The organism is Pseudomonas sp. A6, from assembly GCF_052367875.1.
Taxonomy (GTDB): Bacteria; Pseudomonadota; Gammaproteobacteria; order Pseudomonadales; family Pseudomonadaceae; genus Pseudomonas; species Pseudomonas citronellolis.
This window is the reverse complement of sequence record NZ_CP198970.1, coordinates 224,452-247,009: the sequence shown is the minus strand read 5'-3', so window position 1 is coordinate 247,009 and position 22,558 is coordinate 224,452. Positions and strand designations below refer to the sequence as shown.

At 67.1% G+C, this 22,558-nt stretch carries 19 protein-coding genes; 6 read left to right on the top strand and 13 right to left on the bottom strand.

Annotated elements, in window-relative coordinates:
- Positions 1–11: 11 nt before the first annotated feature.
- From ACTWJ5_RS01090 to ACTWJ5_RS01065, 6 genes are all read right to left on the bottom strand, one after another.
- Positions 12–800 carry an enoyl-CoA hydratase/isomerase family protein gene (locus ACTWJ5_RS01090; RefSeq protein WP_444437304.1) on the bottom strand — a complete coding sequence of 263 codons (789 nt, stop codon included), beginning with the start codon at positions 798–800 and terminating at the stop codon, positions 12–14.
- Positions 801–1,131: 331 nt separating this feature from the next.
- Positions 1,132–2,535: an amino acid permease gene (locus ACTWJ5_RS01085; RefSeq protein ID WP_444437303.1), complete on the bottom strand. Its 1,404-nt coding sequence runs from the start codon at positions 2,533–2,535 to the stop codon at positions 1,132–1,134.
- Positions 2,536–3,047: 512 nt separating this feature from the next.
- Positions 3,048–5,249 carry an ATP-binding protein gene (locus tag ACTWJ5_RS01080; RefSeq protein WP_444437302.1) on the bottom strand — a complete coding sequence of 734 codons (2,202 nt, stop codon included), beginning with the start codon at positions 5,247–5,249 and terminating at the stop codon, positions 3,048–3,050.
- On the bottom strand, positions 5,246–6,019 hold the full coding sequence (locus ACTWJ5_RS01075; protein ID WP_444439709.1) for a substrate-binding periplasmic protein: 774 nt from the start codon (positions 6,017–6,019) through the stop codon (positions 5,246–5,248). The genes ACTWJ5_RS01080 and ACTWJ5_RS01075 overlap by 4 nt, the downstream gene beginning before the upstream one ends.
- Positions 6,016–6,756 (bottom strand): response regulator transcription factor, encoded by a 741-nt coding sequence (locus tag ACTWJ5_RS01070; protein WP_135499876.1) that lies wholly within the window; start codon positions 6,754–6,756, stop codon positions 6,016–6,018. Before ACTWJ5_RS01070 ends, ACTWJ5_RS01075 begins: the two co-directional genes overlap by 4 nt.
- Positions 6,757–6,866: 110 nt before the next feature.
- Positions 6,867–7,514: a TetR family transcriptional regulator C-terminal domain-containing protein gene (locus tag ACTWJ5_RS01065; RefSeq protein WP_069862713.1), complete on the bottom strand. Its 648-nt coding sequence runs from the start codon at positions 7,512–7,514 to the stop codon at positions 6,867–6,869.
- Positions 7,515–7,671: 157 nt separating this feature from the next.
- Between ACTWJ5_RS01065 and ACTWJ5_RS01060 the strand changes: the two genes are divergently transcribed.
- The 4 genes from ACTWJ5_RS01060 (at position 7,672) to ACTWJ5_RS01045 (ending at position 12,637) form a co-directional block, all read left to right on the top strand.
- Entirely contained in the window at positions 7,672–8,775 is a 1,104-nt protein-coding gene (locus tag ACTWJ5_RS01060; protein WP_074980571.1) for a polyamine ABC transporter substrate-binding protein, read from the top strand.
- A 220-nt stretch (positions 8,776–8,995) separates the two neighbouring features.
- Positions 8,996–10,414: an aminotransferase gene (locus ACTWJ5_RS01055; RefSeq protein WP_444437301.1), complete on the top strand. Its 1,419-nt coding sequence runs from the start codon at positions 8,996–8,998 to the stop codon at positions 10,412–10,414.
- A 53-nt stretch (positions 10,415–10,467) separates the two neighbouring features.
- Positions 10,468–11,328 carry a helix-turn-helix transcriptional regulator gene (locus ACTWJ5_RS01050; RefSeq protein WP_116424755.1) on the top strand — a complete coding sequence of 287 codons (861 nt, stop codon included), beginning with the start codon at positions 10,468–10,470 and terminating at the stop codon, positions 11,326–11,328.
- A 301-nt stretch (positions 11,329–11,629) separates the two neighbouring features.
- Positions 11,630–12,637 (top strand): alpha/beta fold hydrolase, encoded by a 1,008-nt coding sequence (locus tag ACTWJ5_RS01045; protein WP_444437300.1) that lies wholly within the window; start codon positions 11,630–11,632, stop codon positions 12,635–12,637.
- A 173-nt stretch (positions 12,638–12,810) separates the two neighbouring features.
- Here the strand turns inward: ACTWJ5_RS01045 and choV are convergent, their stop codons facing one another.
- From choV to choX, 4 genes are all read right to left on the bottom strand, one after another.
- On the bottom strand, positions 12,811–13,989 hold the full coding sequence (choV, locus tag ACTWJ5_RS01040) for a choline ABC transporter ATP-binding protein (RefSeq protein WP_009614797.1): 1,179 nt from the start codon (positions 13,987–13,989) through the stop codon (positions 12,811–12,813).
- Positions 13,990–13,995: 6 nt separating this feature from the next.
- Positions 13,996–14,835 (bottom strand): choline ABC transporter permease subunit, encoded by an 840-nt coding sequence (gene choW / locus ACTWJ5_RS01035; protein WP_074980568.1) that lies wholly within the window; start codon positions 14,833–14,835, stop codon positions 13,996–13,998.
- 41 nt (positions 14,836–14,876) lie between these two features.
- A complete protein-coding gene (locus ACTWJ5_RS01030; protein ID WP_074980567.1) occupies positions 14,877–15,815 on the bottom strand; it encodes a choline ABC transporter substrate-binding protein in 939 nt (312 codons plus the stop codon).
- A gap of 220 nt (positions 15,816–16,035) precedes the next feature.
- Positions 16,036–16,911, bottom strand: coding sequence for a choline ABC transporter substrate-binding protein (gene choX / locus ACTWJ5_RS01025; protein WP_444439707.1), 876 nt, complete (start codon positions 16,909–16,911; stop codon positions 16,036–16,038).
- 382 nt (positions 16,912–17,293) lie between these two features.
- Between choX and ACTWJ5_RS01020 the strand changes: the two genes are divergently transcribed.
- Both ACTWJ5_RS01020 and ACTWJ5_RS01015 read left to right on the top strand, forming a co-directional pair.
- Positions 17,294–18,670, top strand: a complete 1,377-nt coding sequence (locus ACTWJ5_RS01020; protein WP_444437299.1) for an L-serine ammonia-lyase — start codon at positions 17,294–17,296, stop codon at positions 18,668–18,670.
- Positions 18,671–19,034: 364 nt separating this feature from the next.
- Positions 19,035–20,138 (top strand): GlxA family transcriptional regulator, encoded by a 1,104-nt coding sequence (locus ACTWJ5_RS01015; RefSeq protein ID WP_253407800.1) that lies wholly within the window; start codon positions 19,035–19,037, stop codon positions 20,136–20,138.
- Between the two features lie 660 nt (positions 20,139–20,798).
- On the opposite strand, the gene siaD is transcribed toward ACTWJ5_RS01015, so the two are convergent.
- From siaD to siaB, 3 genes are read right to left on the bottom strand one after another with little or no spacing between them, the layout of a single operon-like run.
- On the bottom strand, positions 20,799–21,596 hold the full coding sequence (siaD, locus tag ACTWJ5_RS01010) for a biofilm regulation diguanylate cyclase SiaD (protein ID WP_074980564.1): 798 nt from the start codon (positions 21,594–21,596) through the stop codon (positions 20,799–20,801).
- 4 nt (positions 21,597–21,600) lie between these two features.
- Positions 21,601–21,981: a biofilm regulation phosphoprotein SiaC gene (gene siaC / locus ACTWJ5_RS01005; RefSeq protein WP_074980563.1), complete on the bottom strand. Its 381-nt coding sequence runs from the start codon at positions 21,979–21,981 to the stop codon at positions 21,601–21,603.
- A 25-nt stretch (positions 21,982–22,006) separates the two neighbouring features.
- Complete coding sequence (siaB, locus tag ACTWJ5_RS01000; RefSeq protein ID WP_074980562.1) at positions 22,007–22,549, bottom strand: biofilm regulation protein kinase SiaB; 543 nt, start codon at positions 22,547–22,549, stop codon at positions 22,007–22,009.
- Between the last annotated feature and the right edge of the window lie 9 nt (positions 22,550–22,558).

Sequence of the window (22,558 nt, the reverse complement as noted above, 5' to 3'; positions counted from 1 at the left end):
TACCTCGCCGCTCAACGGCCTTGGAAGTGGGGGGAACGTTTCTCGGCCACGGCGCGCAGGGCTTCGGCGGCGTCCTCGCTGCGGCCGCAGAGCAGCCCGGCGGCCTGCTCGGCCTCCAGTTGCTGGGCCAGCGTGCGGTTCGCGCCGTCGCGGATCAGGCGCTTGGTCTGGGCGAAGGCGAAGGTCGGGCCGGCGGCCAGGCGCGCGGCGAATTCGCCGACCTGGGCCTGCAGTTGGTCATCGGCGACCACTTCGCCGACCAGCCCGGCGTTCAGCGCGCGCTCGGCGTTCCACAGTTCGTCGAGGAACAGCAGGCGCTTGGCCGCTTCGGCGCCGATCAGCCGCGGCAGGTGCCAGCTGGCGCCGGCATCCGGGCAGTAGGCCATGCCGGTGTAGCCGGCCTTGAAGCGCGCCGAGGCGCCGGCGATGCGGAAGTCGCAGCACAGGGTGAGGTCCATGCCGGCGCCGACGGCGGTGCCGTTGACCGCGGCGATGGTCGGCTTGTCCAGGCCGTGCAGGCGACTCATCAGGGCGTGGGCGGTTTCGGTCCAGCCGTAGGTTTCCAGCTCGCCGCGGGCTTCGGCCTCGGCCCATTCGGCGAGGTCGGCGCCGGCGCAGAAGCTGCGGCCCTCGCCGGTCAGCACGATGACGCGCACGGCCGGGTCGACGGCGTAGGCATCGAGCAGCGCGTGCAGGTTCTTCAGCGTGGGAACGTCCAGCGCATTGCGCTGTTCGGGGCGGTTCAGGGTGATCCAGGCGATGCCGTCCTGGACCCGGCTGAGCGGGGATGCGTGAGTCATGCTGGCCTCGTTGTTGTTGTCGCATGAGGGCGGTGTTGGCCACCATACTAAACAAGTGTTCAACAAGACGGCAATGCACCCGTTCGGGGGGCTTGTAACGCCTCGCCGGACGGCGGGAAGGCCGCGCGGTGCGGGGGCTGTGGGGATTCGGAAGGGTTTTCCCCGGGACCTTGTTACAACTTCGCACAAACGGCCCTGCGGGCTCTTCGTAGGAGCGAGCTTGCTCGCGAACCACATGGCAGCGGAGCCGCTGGGAAATCCGTTCGCGAGCAAGCTCGCTCCTACGAGAAGCCGAAAAGCGAAAAGCCCCGCGGGGCGGGGCTTCGTGGGGTCAGCCGATACTGGGCACCGCCTCATCGACCACCTGCGGGCGCTTGCGCTTGAGCACGTAGTAGGCCAGGTAGCAGGCGGCGATGAAGCCGAAGCCCCAGTACAGCGACGGGCGCTGGGTCGGGTCCAGGGCGAGGAACACGAACAGCGAGCAGCAGATGGCGATGCAGGCCAGGGGGATCAGCGGGAACAGCGGCGCGGCGTATTTCAGGTCGGCCACCGTGCCGCCCTTGGCCATGTGTTCGCGGCGGAAGCGGTACTGGGCGTAGGCGATGACGATCCAGGTCACGGTGCCGGCCATGCCGCTCACCGCCATCAGCACCATGAACAGGGTGTCGGCGGCGACCACGCTGGTCAGCAGCGAGAGCAGGGCGAAGGCCAGGCTGATCAGCAGCGCGTACAGCGGCACGCCGCGGGAACTGAGCTTGGACAGGCCCTTGGGCGCCATGCCGGTCTTGGACATGGCCCAGAGGATGCGGGTGGAAGCGTACAGGCCGGAGTTGCCCACCGAGAGGATGGCGGTGAGGATGACGAAGTTCATCAGGTCCGCCGCGTAGGGGATGCCGACCATGTCGAACACCTGCACGAACGGGCTTTCCACCAGCCCGGCCTGCTGCCAGGGGACGATGGCGGCCAGCACGATGATCGCCAGCACGTAGAAGATCAGCACGCGGAACACCACGTTGCGCACGGCGCGGGGGATGCTCTTCTCCGGCTGGTCGGTCTCGCCGGCGGCGACGCCCATGATCTCGCAGCCCTGGAAGGCGTAGACCACCGTCATCATCACCGCGAACACCGCCGACAGGCCGTTGGGGAACAGGCTGTCGCCGACCAGGTTGTTCAGCATGGGGGCCGGTGCGCCGTCGTTGAGGTGGATGCCGCCGAAGATCACCAGCACGCCGACGATGATGAAGGCGAGGATGGCCGCCACCTTGATCCCGGCGAACCAGTACTCGGCCTCGCCGAAGGCGCGGGTGGCCAGGGCGTTGAGGGAGAACAGCACGACCACGAAGAAGCCCGACCAGAGCCAGATCGGCACCTCGGGGAACCAGCGCGTCATCAGCATGCCGGCGGCGGTGAACTCCAGGCCGACGGTGGAGGCCCAGCTCATCCAGTACACCCAGCCGATCATGAACCCGGTGGCCGGGCCGATGAAGCGCGTGGCGTGGGCCTGGAAGGAGCCGGAGACGGGCATCTGCACCGACAGCTCGCCCAGGCAGACCATCACCAGATACATCAGCAGGCCAGCCACCAGGTAGGCCAGCACGGCGCCGGCCGGGCCGCCCTGGTTGATGGTGACGCCGGCGCCCATGAACAGGCCGGTGCCGATCACCCCGCCGAGGGACAGCATGAAGATGTGGCGGCTCTTGAGCGCGCGGGTGAGCTGGATCTTCGAATCAGACATGGCGCACCCCCGCTGAACGGCGGGCGCGGCGAAGCGGAACTCTACGTTGGATCATTGTTGTTATCTCCAATCAGTCAGAGGCCGTGGCTCGTGGCACGGATACCGCCGGATTATTCGAAGGGGATGTAAGGTCGCGTTGAACGGCGGGATCGAAGATGTAAAAAGCTGTAAGGAATTTGTAGCGGGCTAGTCCCCACGCCCTCGGGATAACGTCCGGCTAACTCCGAAACATCCAAGCCTGCCGAACGGCCCCCTCTCCCTTCAGGGCGGGGCGCGCAGCCGAGGGCTGGGGAGAGGGGACGGAGTCAGCCGAACGCACGGAGTTCATCTGGGAGCCCGCAACCCTCTCCCTAACCCTCTCCCTGAAGGGAGAGGGGACTGTCCGTGCCAGCGGGAAATGCGTGCCTCCCGGTAAGCCATGCGGCTATGCATGCTTTTCGTAGGAGCGAGCTTGCTCGCGAACCGCATGGCACCGCAGCCGCCGGGGAGTCTGTTCGCGAGCAAGCTCGCTCCTACAGGAGGTGCGTCCTGGCGGCGCTGAGTTGCGCGTCGAGTCTTTCGCTCCAGACTTGCAGCGGTTCGCCGGCCAGGGCCGCTTCTTCCAGGCCGTGCAGGCATTCGCCCAGGCCGCGCAGGCCCATGGAGTGACAACTGCCCGCCAGGCGATGGGCCAGGCCAGCGGCCTCGCTGGCATCGCCGGCACGGATGGCTTCGTGCAGCAGCGGCAGCTGTTGCGCCAGCAAGTCGCTCAGCACACCGAGCAGTTCCTTCACCCGGTGCTCACCCAGCAGTTCGCGGTGGGTCGCCAGCACCTGCTCGTCGATCACCCCATCCACCTCACGCCCGGGCACAGGCGCATGCAGGTTGGCCAGCGCACGACGCAGATCGTCGACACGCAACGGCTTGGCCAGCACGCCTTGCATGCCGGCTTCGAAGTAGGTGCGCACCAAAGCCGGCTGCACGCTGGCGGTGAAGGCAAGGATCGGCGTTTCCCGGTTGCGCCCGCCCTCCTGGCCACGAATCGCCCGGCACAGTTCGATGCCGCCCAGGCCCGGCAGGTGCATGTCCAGCAGGATCAGGTCGAAGGCCTGCTCGCGACAGGCGACCAGCGCCGGTTCGGCGTCCTCGGCCAGGCGCACGGCATGGCCGTCGCGCTCCAGCAGGCCCTGGGCCACTTCGCGATTGAGCGGTACGTCCTCTACCAGCAGCACGCTCAGGGCACGTTCGCCGCGCGGGGCCACCTGCGGTTCCACCACGGGAGCCAGCGCGGCTTGCAGCTCGACCTCGAACCAGAAGGTGCTGCCCTGCCCTTCCCGGCTGCGCACGCCGATGCGCCCGCCCATGGCTTCCACCAGGCGCTTGCTGATGGCCAGGCCCAGGCCGCTGCCGCCGTAGCGGCGGGTGACTTCCTCGCTGGCCTGGGTGAAGCGCTCGAAGATGCGCGCCTGCACCGCCTCGGGAATGCCGATGCCGTCGTCGACCACCGCAAAGCGCAGGCGCTGGCTTTCACCTTGCTGCGCCAGCAGTTCCACCTCCACGCGCACTTCGCCGCCCTCGGTGAACTTCACAGCGTTGGCCACCAGGTTGCTCAGCACCTGGCGGAGGAACTGCTCGGCGCCGCGGCAACGGCGGCGCACATCGTCGTCCAGGTGCAGCGACAGGCGCGTGGCGTTGGCCGCCGCGCGGGGTTCCAGCAGCGTCAGCACTTCGTCGAGCAGTTCGCCGAGGTCGAAGTCCACCGGCTCCGGCAGGCTGGCGCCGTCCTCCAGCTTGGCGAAGTGCAGCACTTCGTTGAGCACCGCCAGCAGGCCCTCGCCGGCCTTGTGCAGGGCGTGCAGGCGCTTGCGTTCCAGCTCGCCGAGGGGCGCGTCGCGCAGCAGTTCGGCCATGCCGAGGATGCCGTTGAGCGGGGTGCGGATTTCGTGGCTCATGGTGGCCAGGAAGCGGCTCTTCGCCTCGTTGGCCGCCTCGGCCTCGTCCTTGGCCCGGCGCAGGCTGGCGGTGCGCCGCTCGACCTGGCGCTGCAGTTCGTCGCGCTCTTCGCGCAGGGCCTGGCGCATGTCGTCCAGGGAATGGGCCACGGTGTCGAGTTCGTCGTCTTCGGCGCGGATGCGCTTGTCCAGGCGCAGCGGCTGTTGCAGGTCGCCGCCGGCCATGCGCCCGGCGAACTCGGCCATGCGCTCCAGGTGGCGCGTCACCAGCTTGTGGAACAGCCAGCTCAGGGCCACCGCCAGGCCGCAGAGGAACAGGCCCATCCACAGCAGGTTGCTCAGCCCGCCGTGCCAAAGGCGGCGGTACACGGCACCCTGGTCGATGGCCACGACCAGCTCGCCGAGGGCCCGGCGTTCGCCGTCCGGCGGCTGGTAGCTGAGCGGGAAGTGCTCGACGCGCAGCGGCCCGGGGGCCTGGATGTCGCCCTGGATCAGGTTGAAGTCGGCGCTGGCCAGGCTGGCCCAGGCAATGTCGGGGAAGTCCACCAGGCCGTGCAGCTGCACGTTGAGCTGGGCCTGGTTGAGGTCCCACAGGCTGCGCTCGAAGCTAGCCAGGTAGCCGCTGCGGATCAGCTCCAGGCGGGTTTCGATGTCGCGCATCTCGCGGCGGTATTCCAGGTACAGCTGCAGCGCGCCGGCCAGCAGGGTGAAGCACAGACTGAAGCCCAGCACCCGCAGCAGCAGGCGCCGCGCCAGCGGGCCGGGGGCGCGCAGGGCCCTCATGGCGTGGCTCCGGCGGCGAGCATGGCGCGATAGTCGCGCTCACTTTCGTCCAGCCAGCGCGCCAGGCTGCCGTCGGCCTGCAGGCGTTGCAGGGCCTTGTCGATCTCGCCCAGGCGCGCCTGCAACGGCGAGTGCCGCGACACCGCCAGGCGCAGGTAGTCCACGGTGATCGGTTGCAGCGCGTCTACGATGTCCTCCCCACCGGGCAGGCGCTCGACCAGCAGCCGCCCGGTGCGCCGCTCGTAGGGGATGAAGTCGATGCGCTGGCGGATCAGCTTGCCGAAGTTCTGCGTGCTGTCGGAGACGTACTCGATGTTGTCGTGGCTGGCGACGAAGCGGTCGAATTCGGCGCCGTAGCTCTCGCCAAAAAGCAGGCCGCCGCGGTAGCGGGAAAGATCGTCCAGTGTCTGGAAGCGCACCGGCTTGTGGCGGTTGTAGAACAGCGCCACCTCCTCGCGCAGCACCGGCGCCTCGGCGAAGGCCAGGCCCTGGTCGCGCTGCGCCGTGCGGTAGGCCAGCACCACGTCGACGCGGCCGGCGGCGGCGTCCAGCAGGCAGCGTTTCCAGTTGCCCAGCACCACCACCTGTACTTCGTAGCCGAGCCCGCCGAGCACGCTCTTCACCACCTGCGGCGCCAGCCCGCGCACCTCATGGCCATCGCTCCAGGACACCGGCGGGTACACCGGGTAGTCGCAGTAGCGCACGCGCTCGGCGGCCGGCGCCAGGCCACACAGCGCCAAGGCGAGCAGGGCCAGCCAACGCACGTTCAGGCGTCGCTGGGGGCGGCGGTGAACAGGTAGCCGGCGCCGTGGATGGTGATGATCAGCTCGGGCTCGGCCGGGTCGTCGCGCAGCTTGCGGCGCAGGCGGCCGACCAGCACGTCGATGGAGCGGTCGTTGGGCAGCCACTCGCGGTTGCGGATCTGGTCCATCAGCTGGTCGCGGCTGAGGGTGTGGCCGCTGTTGCGCAGGAACACGCTGAGCAGCTGGAACTCGCCGTGGGTGAGCAGGGTTTCGCCGCCGTCGCGGTCGACCAGGCGCCGCCGATCCGGGTCCAGGCGCCACTGGGCGAAGCGCTTGAGCGGCTGGCGCGCCGGTGTTGCCGTGGCCGGAGCGCGGGCATGGCGCACGCGGCGGATCAGGTTCTTCGCCCGCGACACCAGCTCGCGCGGGTTCGGCGGCTTGATCACGTAGTCGTCGGCGCCGCATTCCAGGCCGACGATGCGGTCGATGTCGTCGTTGCGCCCGGTGATCAGGATGATGCCCACCTCCGAGCGCACGCGCAGTTCGCGGGTGAGGGTCAGGCCGTCCTTGCCGGGCAGGCGGATGTCCAGCAGCACCAGGTCGAAGGGCGGGCCGCCCTGCTCGGCTTCGGCCAGGCTGGCCTCGGCCTGTTCGGCGGTGCTGGCGCAGGCCACCTCGTAGCCCTCCCCGGCGAGGTAGGACTGGAGGAGTTCGCGGATCAGCGGATCGTCGTCGACGATCAGTACACGGGGAGCCATCGCCAATACCCTGCTGCGGCCGCCGGCGAGGTCGCGGCGGATTTCTTATTAGAGGATGGACGCCCGTGGGAAATTTCCCAGGGGCCGGCGCAGAGTAGCGATTGCTGAACGGCCGATCAACAGTCCGCCGGCCGACGGCTGAAGCGCTGCCGCCCGCCGGCCTGCAGGCCATCGACCCAGGCTTCGCAGACCTGGATGCCCTGCTCGGGGCTGAAGGTGTTGGGGTTCAGCCCGGATTCCAGCCACAGGCCGTCGAGCATGGCGGACAGGGCAATGGCGGCGAGGTCGGCGTCGAAGTCGGCCCAGCCCTCCTCCGCCGCCAACTGATTCAGCGCCTGGGCCAGCAGGGCGCGGTACTCGCCGTAGGAATGGTCGTGGGCGCGGTTGATCGCCTCGGCGGTCTTCACCGCGCCCCAGAACGCCAGCCAGGCGTCGAGCAGTTGCGGGTCGAGCAGTTCGGCGCTGAACGAGGCGCGGAAGAACGCCGACAGGCGCGCGCGAGGGTCCGGCGCGGCCTGGTCGATGGCTTCGCGCAGCAGTTGCATGACGCGCCCGGTGACCGTCAGGTAGGCCTCGGCGACCAGTTCGTCCTTGCCCGCGTAGTGGTGGTTGATCAGCCCCACCGAGACCCCGGCCTCGGCGCAGATCTTGCGGATCGACGCGCCCTGGAAGCCGTGCTGCTTCAGGCACGCCAGGGTGGCCTCGATCAGCAGCGCCTTGCGCTGTTCGGGTTCCAGCCGGGAAAAGCGCACTGCCTGGTTCATCGCCTGCCGCTCCTGTGTCCAAGGCCGCCAATCTGAACGAATGTGCAACAGCATACCAGCCCCACCCACCCATTCGGGGAATGGCCCGGCGACGGCTGGCGGCGGACAGTGGCCACAGCCGACACGACCCTCGAAAACAACCACAGGTGGGAGTGACATGTACAAATCCTTCGCAGCGATCCTGGGCACGGCCCTGCTGCTGAGCCCCTTGCTCGGCCAGGCCGCGGACGCCGACGGCGCCAAAACGCTGAGGCTGTACAACTGGACCGACTACATCGGCGAGCACACCATCGCCGACTTCGAGAAGGCCACCGGGATCAAGGTGGTCTACGACACCTTCGACTCCTACGAGACGGTGCAGGGCAAGCTGCTGCCCGGCCGCTCCGGCTACGACCTGGTGGTGCTCAACGCCGCGCTGGTGCCGCCGCTGCTCAAGGCCGGGGTGTTCCAACCGCTGGACAAGAGCAAGCTGCCCAGCTGGAGCAACCTCGACGCCGAGGTGCTCAAGCACCTGGAGCACTACGACCCGGGCGTGCAGTACTCGGCGCCCTACACCTGGGGCAGCAACGGCATCACCTACAACATCGAGAAGATCAAGCAACGCATGCCCGACGCGCCCATCGGCTCGCTGGCGATGCTGTTCGATCCCAAGGTGGTGTCGAAATTCGCCGACTGCGGGGTGACCATCATCGACTCGCCCACCGACGTCATCCCGCTGGCCCTGGCCTACCTCAAGCGCGACCCGAACAGCGCCAACCCCGAGGACCTCAAGGCCGCCCAGGACCTGCTGCAGTCGATCCGCCCGTACATCCGCAAGTTCGACTCCACCAGCTACCTCAACGGACTGGCCAACGGCGACCAGTGCATGGCCATGACCTGGTCCGGCGACTACGCCACCGCCCAGGCCCGCGCCGACGAGGCCGGGGCCAAGGTCAAGCTGGGCTACTTCGTGCCCAAGGAAGGCTCGCTGATCTGGTTCGACGACTTCTACATCCCGGCCGACGCGCCGCACGTGGCCAACGCCCACAAGTTCATCGAGTACATGCTGCAGCCGAAGGTGGCCGCCGACGTCAGCGACTACATCCGCTACGCCACCAGCAACGGCGCGGCCAAGCCGCTGCTGGCCGCCGAGGTGCGCGACGACCCGGCGATCTACCCGGATGCCGAGACGCGCTCGCGGCTGTTCACCCAGAAGGTCCAGGGGCCCAAGGCCACGCGGCTGATCACCCGGACGTGGAATGCGGTGAAGACGGGGACCTGATGAGCTGACTTTCAAGAGCCCCCTCTCCCCAGCCCTCTCCCTGAAGGGAGAGGGGGCTATCCGTGCCGGCTGAAACTCAAGGTGCATGCCGGCCACGTCTGAGTTGCCGGCGAGCGTCGAGATCACCGGGCACGCAGAACGATCCCCCGCCCTTCAGGGAGCGGGTCAGGGAGAGGGAAACGGAATTAACGAGTTGAAACCGCAATATCGAGGTACTGCCATGACCACCCCATCCGCCGCCTTCTTCGCCCAGTTCGATGACGAAAAGCTGGTCGCCGCCGACAAGGCCCACTACGTGCACGGCTACCACGTGTTCGACGACCATCGCGAAAACGGCGCGCTGAACATCGCCGCAGGCCAGGGCGCCTACATCTACGACACCAAGGGCAACCGCTACCTGGACGCCGTGGGCGGCATGTGGTGCACCAACATCGGCCTGGGCCGCGAGGAGATGGCCGAGGCCATCGCCGAGCAGGTGCGCCAGCTGGCCTACTCCAACCCCTTCTGCGACATGGCCAACGTCACCGCCATCCAGCTCTGCGAGAGGCTCGCCGAACTGGCCCCGGGCGACCTCGACCACGTGTTCCTCACCACCGGCGGCTCCACCGCCGTGGACACCGCCTACCGGCTGATCCAGTACTACCAGAACTGCCGCGGCAAGCACGCCAAGAAGCACATCATCAGCCGCGTCAACGCCTACCACGGCTCGACTTTCCTGACCATGTCCCTCGGCGGCAAGGTGGCCGACCACCCGGCCGAGTTCGACTTCCTCAAGGACTTCATCCACCACATCTCCTGCCCCAATCCCTACCGCGCGCCGGCGGGCATGACCGAGGGCGATTTCCTGGAATTCCTGGTCAAGGAATTCGAGGACAAGATCCTGGAACTGGGCGCCGACAACGTGGCGGCCTTCTTCGCCGAGCCGATCATGGGCTCGGGCGGCGTGATCATCCCGCCCAAGGGCTACCACAAGCGCATGTGGGAGGTGTGCCGGAAGTACGACCTGCTCTACGTCGCCGACGAGGTGGTGACCTCCTTCGGCCGCCTGGGCGCGTTCTTCGCCTCCGAGGACGTGTTCGGCATGCAGCCGGACATCATCACCACCGCCAAGGGCCTGACCTCCGGCTACCTGCCGCTGGGCGCGTGCATCTTCTCGGACCGCATCTGGAAGGTGATCGCCGAGCCGAACCAGGGCCGCTGCTTCAGCCACGGCTTCACCTACAGCGGGCACCCGGTGAGCTGCATCTCGGCGCTGAAGAACATCGAGATCATTCAGCGCGAGAACCTGCTGGAGCACGTCAAGGACGTCGGCGCCTACCTGGAGCAGCGCCTGCAGGAGCTGGCCGAGCTGCCGCTGGTGGGCGACGTCCGCTGCCAGAAGCTGATGGCCTGCGTCGAGTTCGTCGCCGACAAGCGCAGCAAGACGCTGTTCCCCGAGGAGCTGAACATCGGCGAGAAGATCCACCTGCGCGCGCAGAAGCGCGGCCTGCTGGTGCGCCCCATCGTGCACCTGAACGTGATGTCGCCGCCGCTGACCATCACCCGCGAGCAGGTCGACGAGGTGGTCGACACCCTGCGCGAGGCGATTCTCGAAACCGCCGAGGACCTCAAGCGCAGCGGCGACTACGCGGGGCACTGATGCGCGGACGCGGCGCTTTGCACCTGGTCGGCGGCGGCCGTATGCTGCCGACCATGAGCACACCGGCCACCCCACTCGACACCCCACCCAACAGCCCGGCCCTGCATGCCTGGCATGCGGGGCTGGCGCGCGCCATGGCGGCGGTGGCCACGGCGGAATTCCCGGCGCGGCTGGTGGAGGCACTCGGCGCGCTGGTGCCCATCGAGTCCTCGCTGTTCGGCCTGGAGCGCAAGGGCCAGCCGCCGCGCCACCTGTTCCAGCACGGCATCCCCGCGGAATACCGCGAGCCGCTGACCGAGCGCTACTACGCCCGCGGCTACCTGCTCGACCCCTTCTGCCTGGCCATGGAAGGCGGCCTGGCCGAGGGCTTCTACCCGCTGGCGGAAATCGCCCCGGACGACTTCTTCGCCAGCGAGTACTACAAGACCTACTACCTCAAGTGCGGCTCGGTGGAAGACAGCCACTACATCGTCGACCTCGACGCCCAGCGCAAGCTTTCCTTGTGCGTGTACCAGGGCCGCAGCGGCGCGCGCTTCAGCGAGGAACAGACCGAACTGCTGCGCGCCGCGCTGCCGCTGGTGCGCGAGCTGTGCCGGCAGTTCGAGAGCCGCGGCGGCCTCGACCTACTGCTGGCCGGCGGCGACGCCGGCGCGCAACCGGCGGCGGCGCTGAACCGGCACATCCGCGAAGCCTTCATGAACTTCGGCGGCGACTGCCTGACCGAGCGCGAACGGGAAATCGCCCACCTGCTGCTGCGCGGCCACTCGGTGAAGTCCAGCGCGCGGGTGCTGGACATCTCGCCGGAGACAGTGCGCATGCACCGCAAGCACCTCTACACCAAGCTGGAGATCAACTCCCAGGCGGAGCTGTTCTCGCTGTTCATCGACTGGCTGACGCGCGACGGGCCCGCCTGAACATCGATCGCCCCATGTAGGAGCGCGCCCTGCGCGCGATTCGCGGGCAGGGCCCGCTCCTACAATGCGGATATACCGCGGACGGAGTCCGCTTACGCTGTTTTCTGGTTTCCCGCGTTCGCGGGAATGACGTCGGAAAACACGAATCTTAATCCCGTCATTCCCGCGAACGCGGGAACCCAGCGACTTCGACGCCGTGCCTCGTCCGCGATTCGCCTGGCGCGATGGCGCCCACGCCCTTCCCAGCCCGGGCCCTCCCCAGGCATGCTAGAGCATTCCCCCGCCCTCCCGAGGAAACCCCATGTTCCGACGCTGGCTCCCCGCCCTGCTGCTGGCCGCCGCCCTGCCGTTGCAGGCCGCCGAAACCCGGCCGACCTACGGCCCCGAACTGGAACGCTTCAACTACGCCTACCCGGTGGGGCACTTCAGCTTCGTCTCCCAGGGCAAGCACGTGCACATGGCCTACATCGACGTGAAGCCGGCCAAGCCCAACGGCCGCGCGGTGGTGCTGCTGCACGGCAAAAACTTCTGCGCCGGCACCTGGGAGGCCAGCATCGCAGCCCTCAGCGCCGCCGGCTACCGGGTGGTGGCGCCGGACCAGATCGGCTTCTGCAAGTCGACCAAGCCGGAGCACTACCAGTACAGCTTCCAGCAACTGGCGAGCAACACCCACGCCCTGCTGGACAAGCTCAGGCTGCACAAAGTGACCATGCTCGGCCACTCCACCGGCGGTATGCTCGCCGCGCGCTACGCGCTGATGTACCCGCAGCAGGTCGAGCAGCTGGTGCTGGTCAACCCCATCGGCCTTGAGGACTGGAAGGCCCTGGGCGTGCCCTACCGCACCCCGGACCAGTGGTACGAGCGCGAGCTGAAGACCAGCGCGGAAAGCATCCGCAAGTACGAGCAGGCCACCTACTACGCCGGCCAGTGGAAGCCGGAGTACGACAAGTGGGTGAACATGCTCGCCGGCCTGTACAACGGCTCCGGTCACGAGCGCGTGGCGTGGAACTCGGCGCTGCAGTACGACATGATCTTCACCCAGCCGGTGGTCTACGAGTTCGGCCAGATCCAGGCGCCCACCCTGCTGATGATCGGCACCCAGGACAACACCGCGATCGGCAAGGACGTGGCCCCCGAGCCGCTGCGCGCCAAGCTGGGCAACTACGCCGAGCTGGGCAAGCGCACCGCCCAGGCCATCCCCCACGCCACCCTGGTGGAGTTCGACAAGCTCGGCCACGCGCCGCAGATCCAGGACCCGCAGGCCTTCCACGCGGCGCTGCTAAAGGGCCTGGCCGAACTCAAGCATTAAGGACGCGCTCTTCGTAGGAGCGAGCTTGCTCGCGAACGGACTTCCCGGCGGCTGCGGTGCCGTGCGGTTCGCGAGCAAGCTCGCTCCTACGAGAAGCCATGCCCGCCTCGCGAACGGTTACGCAAAACGAAAACGCCGGGCATCTGCCCGGCGTTTTGGTTTCCTCGGCTCCGTCAGCCCAGGTTCTTGCCCAGCAGCGCGTGGTACAGCTCGCTGTCGCCGAGCACGCCGACCACGCGGCTCTGCTCCTGCAGGACCAGCTTGTGGCCGGTCTGGTAGCGGATCTGCAGGGCGTCGCGCATGCGGATGCTGACGTCCACCAGGGTCGGCTCGTGCTTGAGCTTTTCCACCGGGTCGCCCGGGCGCCATTGCTGCAGGTCGATGATGTTGCTGCCCTGGCGCGCGGTCTTGATCTGGTTGGTCTCGGTGAGGCCGATCCAGCAGTCGCGGCCCTGGTCGAAGCACACCTCGCCGTCCTGCCGGCGGCACTGGTCCAGGCCGCGCATCAGGCTGGAGCCGCACAGCACGTTGAGCGGGTTGGTGTGGGCGACGAAGGTGCGCACGTAGTCGTCCGCCGGGTTCAGCACGATCTCCTCGGGCTTGCTGTGCTGGATGATGCGGCCGTCCTTCATGATGGCGATGCGCGAGCCGATCTTCAGCGCCTCGTCGAGGTCGTGGCTGACGAAGACGATGGTCTTGTGCAGTTGCCGTTGCAGCACCAGCAGTTCGTCCTGCAGCTGCTGGCGGATCAGCGGGTCCAGCGCCGAGAAGGGTTCGTCCATCAGCAGGATGTCGCCGTCCATGGCCAGCGCGCGGGCCAGGCCGACACGCTGCTGCATGCCGCCGGAGAGTTCGTCCGGGCGCTTGTCGCGCCACTGCGACAGGCCCACCAGTTCGAGCTTCTCGTCGATCACCTTCTTGCGCTCGGCGGCCGGGCGGCCCTGCATCTCCAGGCCGAAGCCGATGTTCTCGGCCACGGTCAGCCAGGGCATCAGGGCGAACTTCTGGAACACCATGGCGATGCGCTTGGTGCGCATGGTCTTGAGCGTCGCCGGCGAGCAGTTGGCGACGTCCACCTGCTGGCCTTCGTGCTCGATCAGCAGCTTGCCGCGGCTGACCGTGTTGAGGCCGTTGATGCAGCGCAGCAGGCTCGACTTGCCCGAGCCGGACAGGCCCATCATCACGCAGATCTCGCCGCGCTCGACGTCCAGGTTGGCGTCCTCCACGCCCAGCACCTGGCCGGTGCGCTTGAGGATTTCCTGGCGGCCCAGGCCTTCGTCGAGCAGGCGCAGGGCTTCCTTGGTGTTCTTGCCGAAGATGACATCGACGTTCTTGAATTCAATCGCAGCCATGGTTGCTTACCTCCCCCGCAGCGAGCGTTGCTTGCACACCCGGTCGAGCAGGATGGCGAGCAGGACGATGGCCAGGCCGGCCTCGAAGCCCAGGGAGATGTCCGCGGTGTTCAGCGCGTTCACCACCGGCTTGCCGAGGCCGTCGGCGCCTACCAGCGCGGAAATCACCACCATCGACAGCGACAGCATGATGCACTGGGTGATGCCGGCGCCGATGCTGGGCATGGCGTGCGGCAGTTCGATACGGGTCAGCAGCTGCCAACGCGAGCAGCCGAAGGCCTTGCCGGCGTCCATCAGCTCCGCCGGCACGTCCTGGATGCCCAGGCAGGTCAGGCGGATGGGCGCGGCGATGGCGAAGATCACCGTGGAGATCAGCCCCGGCACCACACCCAGGCCGAACAGCGTCAGGGTGGGGATCAGGTAGACGAAGGTGGGCACCGTCTGCATCAGGTCCAGCAGCGGGCGCAGGGCGGTGTAGAACCAGGGCTTGTGCGCCGCGACGATGCCCAGGGGCACGCCGATGGCGACGCACACCAGGGTGGCGAAGATGACCTGGGCCAGGGTCTCCATGGTTTCCTGCCAGTAGCCCAGGTTGAGGATCAGCAGCAGCGAGGCCAGGGCGAACAGCGTCAGGCCGATGCTGCGCTGGATGAAGTGCACCAGGCCCACCAGGATGGCGGTGAGCAGCAGCGGGTGGAACCACAGCAACCCGCCGGTGACACCGTGGATGAGGAACTCGAGGACATCCGAGATCTTGTCGAAGACCGCCGAACCATGGCGGGTGAGCCAGTCGACGAAGGCGGCGATGTGCTCACCGAGGGGGATCTTGTGTTCAGTCAGAAACATAGTGCGGGCCCATCAAGCAAGGTGGAAGCGACCGGCCAGGGTCACTTGGCGAAAGCGACCTTGGCCGCGGCGAGCGCTGGCTTGCCGTCACGCGTGGTGACGCCAGCCAGCCAGGCATCGAGCAGTTCCGGGTGATCCTTCAACCAGGCCTTGGCCGCGTCCTCGGGCTTCTTGCCCTCGTTGAGCACGGCGTCCATCAGTTTGTTTTCCATGTCCAGGGTGAAAGTGAGGTTGGTCAGCAGCTTGCCGACGTTCGGGCACTCCTGGGCGTAGCCCTTGCGCACGTTGGTGTAAATGGTCGCGCCGCCGTAGTTGGGGCCGAACACGTCATCGCCACCCTGCAGGTACTGCATCTTGAAGCGGGTGTTCATCGGGTGCGGTTCCCAGCCGAGGAACACGATCCACTGGCTGCGGCGGTCGGCGCGGCCCACCTGCGAGAGCATGCCGGCCTCGCTGGACTCCACCAGCTTGAACTTGCCCAGGTCGAACTGGTTCTTGTCGATCATGCCCTGGACCAGGCGGTTGCCGTCGTTGCCCGGCTCGATGCCGTAGATCTTGCCGCCGAGCTTGTCGGAGAACTTGGCGATGTCGGCGAAGGTCTTCAGCCCGCCGTCGTAGGCCGCCTGGGTGACCGCCAGGGTGTACTTGGCGCCCTCCAGGTTGGCCCGCACGGTTTCCACCGAGCCGTTGTCGGCGTAGGGCTTGATGTCGTTGGCCATGCTCGGCATCCAGTTGCCGAGGAAGACGTCGAGGTCCTTGTTCGCCAGCGAGCGGTAGGTCACCGGCACGGAAAGCATGTTCACCTTGGTGGTGTAGCCGAGCGACTCCAGCACCTGGCGAGTGGTCGCGGTGGTGACGGTGATGTCGGTCCAGCCGACGTCGGAGAAGCGAACCGTGCCGCACGACTCAGGTTCAGCGGCCTGAACCACCAGCGGCGTACTCAGGGACACAGCCAGTAGCAAAGACTTGCAACCTTTCATGAGCGTACTCCTCTACGGGATGGGGCGATCTGCGTGGGTTTCTAGGTGGGCCGCGCCGGGACGCGGGCCCTTTCTTCGTCGATTCGGAAACGATCATGGAACAGGAAAAATCCGCCGCATACCGGGTGCGTCGCAACCAGTGCAGGCGAAGTCGCAATCAGCACCAGGGGTGTCGCATCCAGTTCCACGGCCCTGTTCCGGCAGCCCGGAGACGTCGCCCTCACTGCTGGGCGACGGCCTTGGGCTGGGCCTGGGCGCGCGGCTGCACGCCCTTGAGCCAGGCATCGCGCACCTGCGGGTTGGCCTGCAACCAGTCCTTGGCGGCCTGGCGCGGATTGCTCCGTTCATTGAGCACCGCGTCCATCAGGCGGTTCTCCATGGCCAGGTCGAATTTCAGGTTGCGCAGCAGCTGCGCGACGTTCGGGCATTCATCAAGATAGCCGGCCCTGACGTTGGTGTAGACGGTGGCGCCGCCGTAGTTCGGGCCGAAATAGGCATCGCCGCCTTCCAGGTAGCGCATCTGCAGGCGGGTGTTCATCGGGTGCGGTTCCCAGCCGAGGAACACGATCGGCTGCTTGAGGGCGCCGGCGCGGCGCACCGAGGCGAGCATGTCGGCCTCGCTGGACTCCACCAGTTTGAAGTCGCCCAGGCCGAAGGCCTTCTCGGCGATCATCTTGCGGATCAATTGATTGCCGTCGTTGCCCGGCTCGATGCCGTAGATCTTGCCGCCCAGCTGCTCCTTGAACCTGGCGATGTCGGCGAAGCTCTTCAGGCCGGCGTCGTAGGCGTCCTGGGGAACGGCGAGGGTGTACTTGGCGCCCTCCAGGTTGGCGCGCACGGTCTGCACCCGGCCGTCGTCGGCGTAGGGCTTGATGTCCGCGGCCATGCTCGGCATCCAGTTGCCGAGGAAGACGTCGATGCGCTTCTCGGCCATGGCCTTGTAGGTATCGGGAACGGAGAGACGCTCGACCTTGGTGCGGTAGCCCTGTTCGCTGAGCACCAGGCGGGTGACGGCGGTGGTGACGGTGATGTCGGTCCAGCCGACATCGGCGAAACGGACCAGCGAGCAGGACTGTGGTTCGGCGGCCTGGGCCAGGCCAGAGCAAAGAACGGGTAACGCCAACAGCGACAACAGAAGACACTTCATGAGGTCAGCCTCTAGCAATTACGGGGAGGGGTCAAGCGCAGGTCCGAAGGCGAAACCATAGCCGTTCGTCGACCGTTCATCATGAAACACCCCGAAATATGGGGCTGTCGAATGATTGATGTTGTCTATCGACTGCGTCTCAAATCCGTACTTATTTGTCGCATGAGCGACATCGGCTGGCACGATTCTTCCCATGTCGCACGTCGCGGCGCTTTTGGATAAGGCCAAGTCGGTGCCGGACGCCGGCCCAGCCGGCCGAGGGCCGATGATGCCCCGCATCAGGGGTGCCCGCGGGCGCTCCGCATCACGCCCAGTTCCTGCGGAGGCCGGCATGGCTATCAGTGTGTTCGACCTGTTCAAGATCGGTATCGGCCCCTCCAGCTCGCATACCGTCGGCCCCATGCGCGCCGCCGCCCTGTTCGTCGGCGCCCTGCGCGAGCGCCAGCTGTTGTCGCGCGTCAGCCGCGTCGAAGTGAAGCTCTACGGCTCGCTCTCCGCCACCGGCGTCGGCCACGGCACCGACCGCGCCGTGATCATGGGCCTGATGGGCGAATGGCCCGACCGCATCGACCCCGGCCAGATCGCCCCGCGCATGGCCGAGCTGCTCGGCAGCGGCGAACTGCTGCTGGCCGGCGAGCGGCGCATTCCCTTCGACTGGGTCCGCGACATGCGCCTGCTGGAGGAGAACCTGCCCTACCACCCCAACGCCATGAGCCTGGTCGCCTACGAGGGCGACGCCGAGCTGTACGCCGACACCTACTACTCCATCGGCGGCGGCTTCGTGGTCGATGCCGAGCAGGCCGCCGCCGGCTCCCTCGACCAGGATGCCACCCGCCTGCCCTACGACTTCAACAGCGCCGCCGAACTGCTGCAGCTGTGCCGCCGCCACAACCTGCGCGTGTCCCAGCTGATGCTGGCCAACGAGCGCATGTGGCGCAGCGACACCGACACCCGCGACGGCCTGATGCGCATCTGGCGCGCCATGCAGGACTGCGTGAACAACGGCCTCAAGGCCGAGGGCATCCTCCCCGGCGGCCTCAACGTGCAGCGCCGCGCCGCCCGCCTGCACCGCAACCTGCTGGAGATCGGCAAGCCCAACGTCATCGGCTCCACCTTGAGCGCCATGGAGTGGGTGAACCTCTACGCCCTGGCGGTCAACGAGGAGAACGCCGCCGGCGGGCGCATGGTCACCGCGCCCACCAACGGCGCGGCCGGGATCGTCCCGGCGGTGCTGCACTACTACATGCGCTTCAACCCCGATGCCAGCGAGCAGGACGTGGTGGATTTCTTCCTCGCCGCCGCCGCGGTGGGCATCCTGTGCAAGAAGAACGCCTCCATCTCCGGCGCCGAAGTCGGTTGCCAGGGCGAAGTCGGCTCGGCCTGCGCCATGGCCGCCGCCGGCCTGGCCGAAGTCCTCGGCGCCACGCCCGAACAGGTGGAGAACGCCGCCGAGATCGGCCTGGAGCACAACCTCGGCCTGACCTGCGACCCGGTCGGCGGCCTGGTCCAGGTGCCCTGCATCGAGCGCAACGCCATCGCCGCGGTGAAGGCCATCAACGCCGCGCAGATGGCCCTGCGTGGCGACGGCCAGCACTTCATCAGCCTCGACCAGGCCATCCGCACCATGCGCGACACCGGCGCCGACATGCACGACAAGTACAAGGAAACCTCCCGCGGCGGCCTGGCCGTCAGCATCATCGAGTGCTGACCCTCTTTTGCTCACTCCGCGCGCCCGGCGCCACCTTTTGGCGCAGCGTCGCGTCGTTATCGGACAGGTCTGACAAGCGTTACTTTCGGAAAATGCTGGCACCCGGCAGCCACGGGCCGAGTGCTACCAAATGCCCCAGAGGCCACGCCCCATAGGCATTTGCGACATGCCAGGCGTCGCATCCAAGCTCCCAAAAGCGCCGTTCCCAGGCGCTTTTCTTTTTTTATTGAACGCTCAATCAATATAGGCACGGCATTTGCCTTGCTCTTGGAAGCGGTGGTGACCTGCGGGTCACCCAGGCAGAAAACAAGCATAAGAAAGCCCCTCAGGGGCAACCGTGACTAGCGTGAGGAGATCGAGCATCATGAATGCTTTCAACCCCGGAGTTCCCCCGCAAAACCGAGCTCCGCAGTCCATCGGCTTCCTGCTGCTGGACAACTTCACCCTGATCTCCCTGGCCTCGGCGGTGGAACCGCTGCGCATGGCCAACCAGCTCTCCGGCAGGGAGCTGTACCGCTGGCACACCCTCACCCTCGACGGCCGCCAGGTGTGGGCCAGCGACGGCCTGCAGATCACCCCCGACGCCAGCACCGACGGCGCCCCGCCGATGGATTCGCTGATCGTGGTCGGCGGCGTGGGCATCCAGCGCAGCGTCACCCGCGAGCACGTATGCTTCCTGCAGACCCAGGCGCGCCTGGGCCGCCGCCTCGGCGCGGTGTGCACCGGCAGCTGGGCGCTGGCCCGCGCCGGCCTGCTCGACGGCTACGACTGCAGCGTGCACTGGGAATGCCTGGCGGCGATGCAGGAAGCCTTCCCGCGGGTGGCCATGAGCACCCGCCTGTTCTCCATCGACCGCAACCGCTACACCTCCTCCGGCGGCACCGCGCCGATGGACATGATGCTGCACCTGATCGGCCGCGAGCACGGCCGCGAGCTGTCGGCGGCGATCTCCGAGATGTTCATCTACGAGCGCATCCGCAACGAGCAGGACCACCAGCGCGTGCCGCTCAAGCACATGCTCGGCACCAACCAGCCGAAGCTGCAGGAAATAGTCGCGCTGATGGAAGCCAACCTCGAGGAGCCGATCGACCTCGACGAGCTGGCGGTCTACGTCAACGTCTCGCGGCGCCAGCTGGAGCGGCTGTTCCAGAAGTACCTGCACTGCTCGCCGTCGCGCTACTACCTGAAGCTGCGCCTGATCCGCGCGCGCCAACTGCTCAAGCAGACCTCCATGTCGATCATCGAGGTGGCCTCGGTGTGCGGCTTCGTCTCCACCCCGCACTTCTCCAAGTGCTACCGCGAATACTTCGGCATCCCGCCGCGCGACGAACGCCAGGGCCAGCCGATCGGCCAGCCGGTGATGGTCATGCCGATACCCCAGGACCTGGCGCTGATGCCGCACTCCTCGGCGATCTCGGCGCTGAGCCAGGCGCAGGGGGAATCGACTTTTGCCAGTGTGAGGGTTTGAGGGGGCTTTTTGCTCCGACGGCGTATAACCGCGAACGGTTATACGCCCTACGTTCTTTACCTGTGACGGCGGTGTCTCGGTTTGGCTCCGCCCCTCTCCCTAACCCTCTCCCTGAAGGGAGAGGGGACCGTTCGGTGCGCTTGGATACTTCAGAGTCAGCCGGCTACTCCACAGGTATCAGGACGAAACCATACCTTCTCTCGGCACGGACAAGCCCCCTCTCCCTTCAGGGAGAGGGCTGGGGAGAGGGTGCGGAGGAGACCTGAAACACCCATGCAACCGGCAAACACCGTTCGCGAGCAAGCTCGCTCCTACAAGTCAGTGCCACCGACCAACTGTGGATAACCGCGAACGGTTATGCGCCCTACGTCCTTCACCTGTGGCGTTGGTGTCTCGGTTTGGCTCCGCCCCTCTCCCTAACCCTCTCCCTGAAGGGAGAGGGGACCGTTGGGCAGACACGGATGTTTTGGAGTCAGCCGGCAACACCGAAGGCTCCCAGCTGGAACCATCCCTTCTCTCGGCGCGGACTAGCCCCCTCTCCCTTCAGGGAGAGGGCTGGGGAGAGGGTACGGAGGTGACCTGAAACACCCATGCCGCCGGCCAGCACCATTCGCGAGCAAGCTCGCTCCTACGAACAGCCGTCAGGCCACAGGACGTAGCTCAACCACTCGCCACAGCACTGGCCACGCACTTGTCCCGCCCGCTGCGCTTCGCCTCCAGCAGCGCCGCATCGGCCCGACTGAGTGTCTGCGAGTAGCTCTCGCCCAGGCGGTATTCGGCCACGCCGAAGCTGGCGGTCACCGACAGCGCCTCGGTGCCCACGCGCACGGCCAGCGAGCGGATGTCCTGGCGCACCCGGTCGATCACCTGGTCGGCGTCGGCCATGGCGGTTTCCGGCAGCAGCAGGAGGAACTCCTCGCCGCCCCAGCGCCCGCACAGGTCGTACTGGCGCAGCGCGGCCTGCATGGTGCAGCCGATCTCCACCAGCACGCGGTCGCCCACCTCGTGGCCCCAGTTGTCGTTGACCTGCTTGAAGTGGTCGATGTCGAGGATCACCAGCACGTAGGGCTTGCCGCTGCGCTGGGCGCGCTCGCTTTCCTCGCGCAGGCGCTCCATCAGCAGGCGGCGGTTGCCGATGCCGGTCAGCGGGTCGTGGGTGGAGGCCTCGCGCAGCGCCACGTTGAGGTCGCGCATCATGTTCTGGTAGCGGTCGGAGATGCGCGCCACCTTCTCCAGCTGGCGCAACTGCTTGTGGTAGCGCTCGGACAGCGTCGAGTTCTGCGCCCGCGCCATCGACTGGAAACCGTCGGAAATCCGCGCGATGCGCTCCAGGCGCGCGAGCTGGTCGAGGGACTGCTGGTGCTTGAGGAACAGCGCCTCGCGCAGCGGATGGTCGAAATACTGCGGGTCGGCCAGCAGCTCCTCGATCAACAGGTCCAGCTCGCGTTCGCTGTTCATGGCATCACTCGTCGTAGGGCTGTATGACGAACGGGAAGCTACAGTCTTCGCGGAATTCCTCGGCCAGTTCGGCGACGCGCTCGTTGCGGCGGTCGTAGTGCCAGCTCACCTGGGTCTTGCGGCCGCCGGTGTGGGCCTCTTCGAGCAGGTCGAAGATATCCATCATCGCCTTGATCGAACTGGTATTGAGGTATAGCAGACGCAGGTCCAGGGCCAGCGGGCGCTGTTCCTCGGCGAGGAAGCGCTGCACCCATTCGATCACCTGGCCGAAGAGTTCGTAGGAGTTCTCGGGATAGGAGTCGCCCTGCATGGCCAGGACGCCGGCTTCCCAGTCACCGTGGATCGACGGGGTGGACTGGGTGCCGCTGATGTGAAGGTCACTCATACCTTTGTATTCCTGAAACGCGTGGTCAGATCACGGCGCGCAGACTGAAGAACGCGCGCCCATCGGGTTGTTCGGTAAGGGAGGTCTGCAAGGGCATGCCGGACTTGCGGGCGATGTCCAGCAGGCCCAGGCCGGCACCGCTGCTGACCCCGGAATCGCGCGGGCGGCGCAGCTGCTCCTTGTAGGCCGCCTTGAGCTGGGCCTTGTCGAGCCCGGCGATGGCCTCGATGTTGCGCACCAGCTCGCGGCCGTCCGCCAGCTCCACCAGGTTGCCGGCGGACACCACGTAGTGGCCGTCGTCGTCGCGGGCGATGGCCACGGTGGCCGAGGCGTCCTGGTCGCCGTAGCCACGCTGGGTGGCGTAGTGGCGGATGTTCTGGGTCATCTCGATGTAGACCGCGAAGACGTCCATGGCCTCGCTGGGGTGCGCCTGCTCGGCCTGCATGTAGTTGCGCAGAGCGTGGCCGATCTCCTCGATCAGGCTGCGCGAGATCGGGCCGTTGAAGCACAGCAGGATGCGTTGTCGGGTGTAGCTTTCACGCATGGCCAACAGGTCTAGTGTCTCCATGGCGTACTC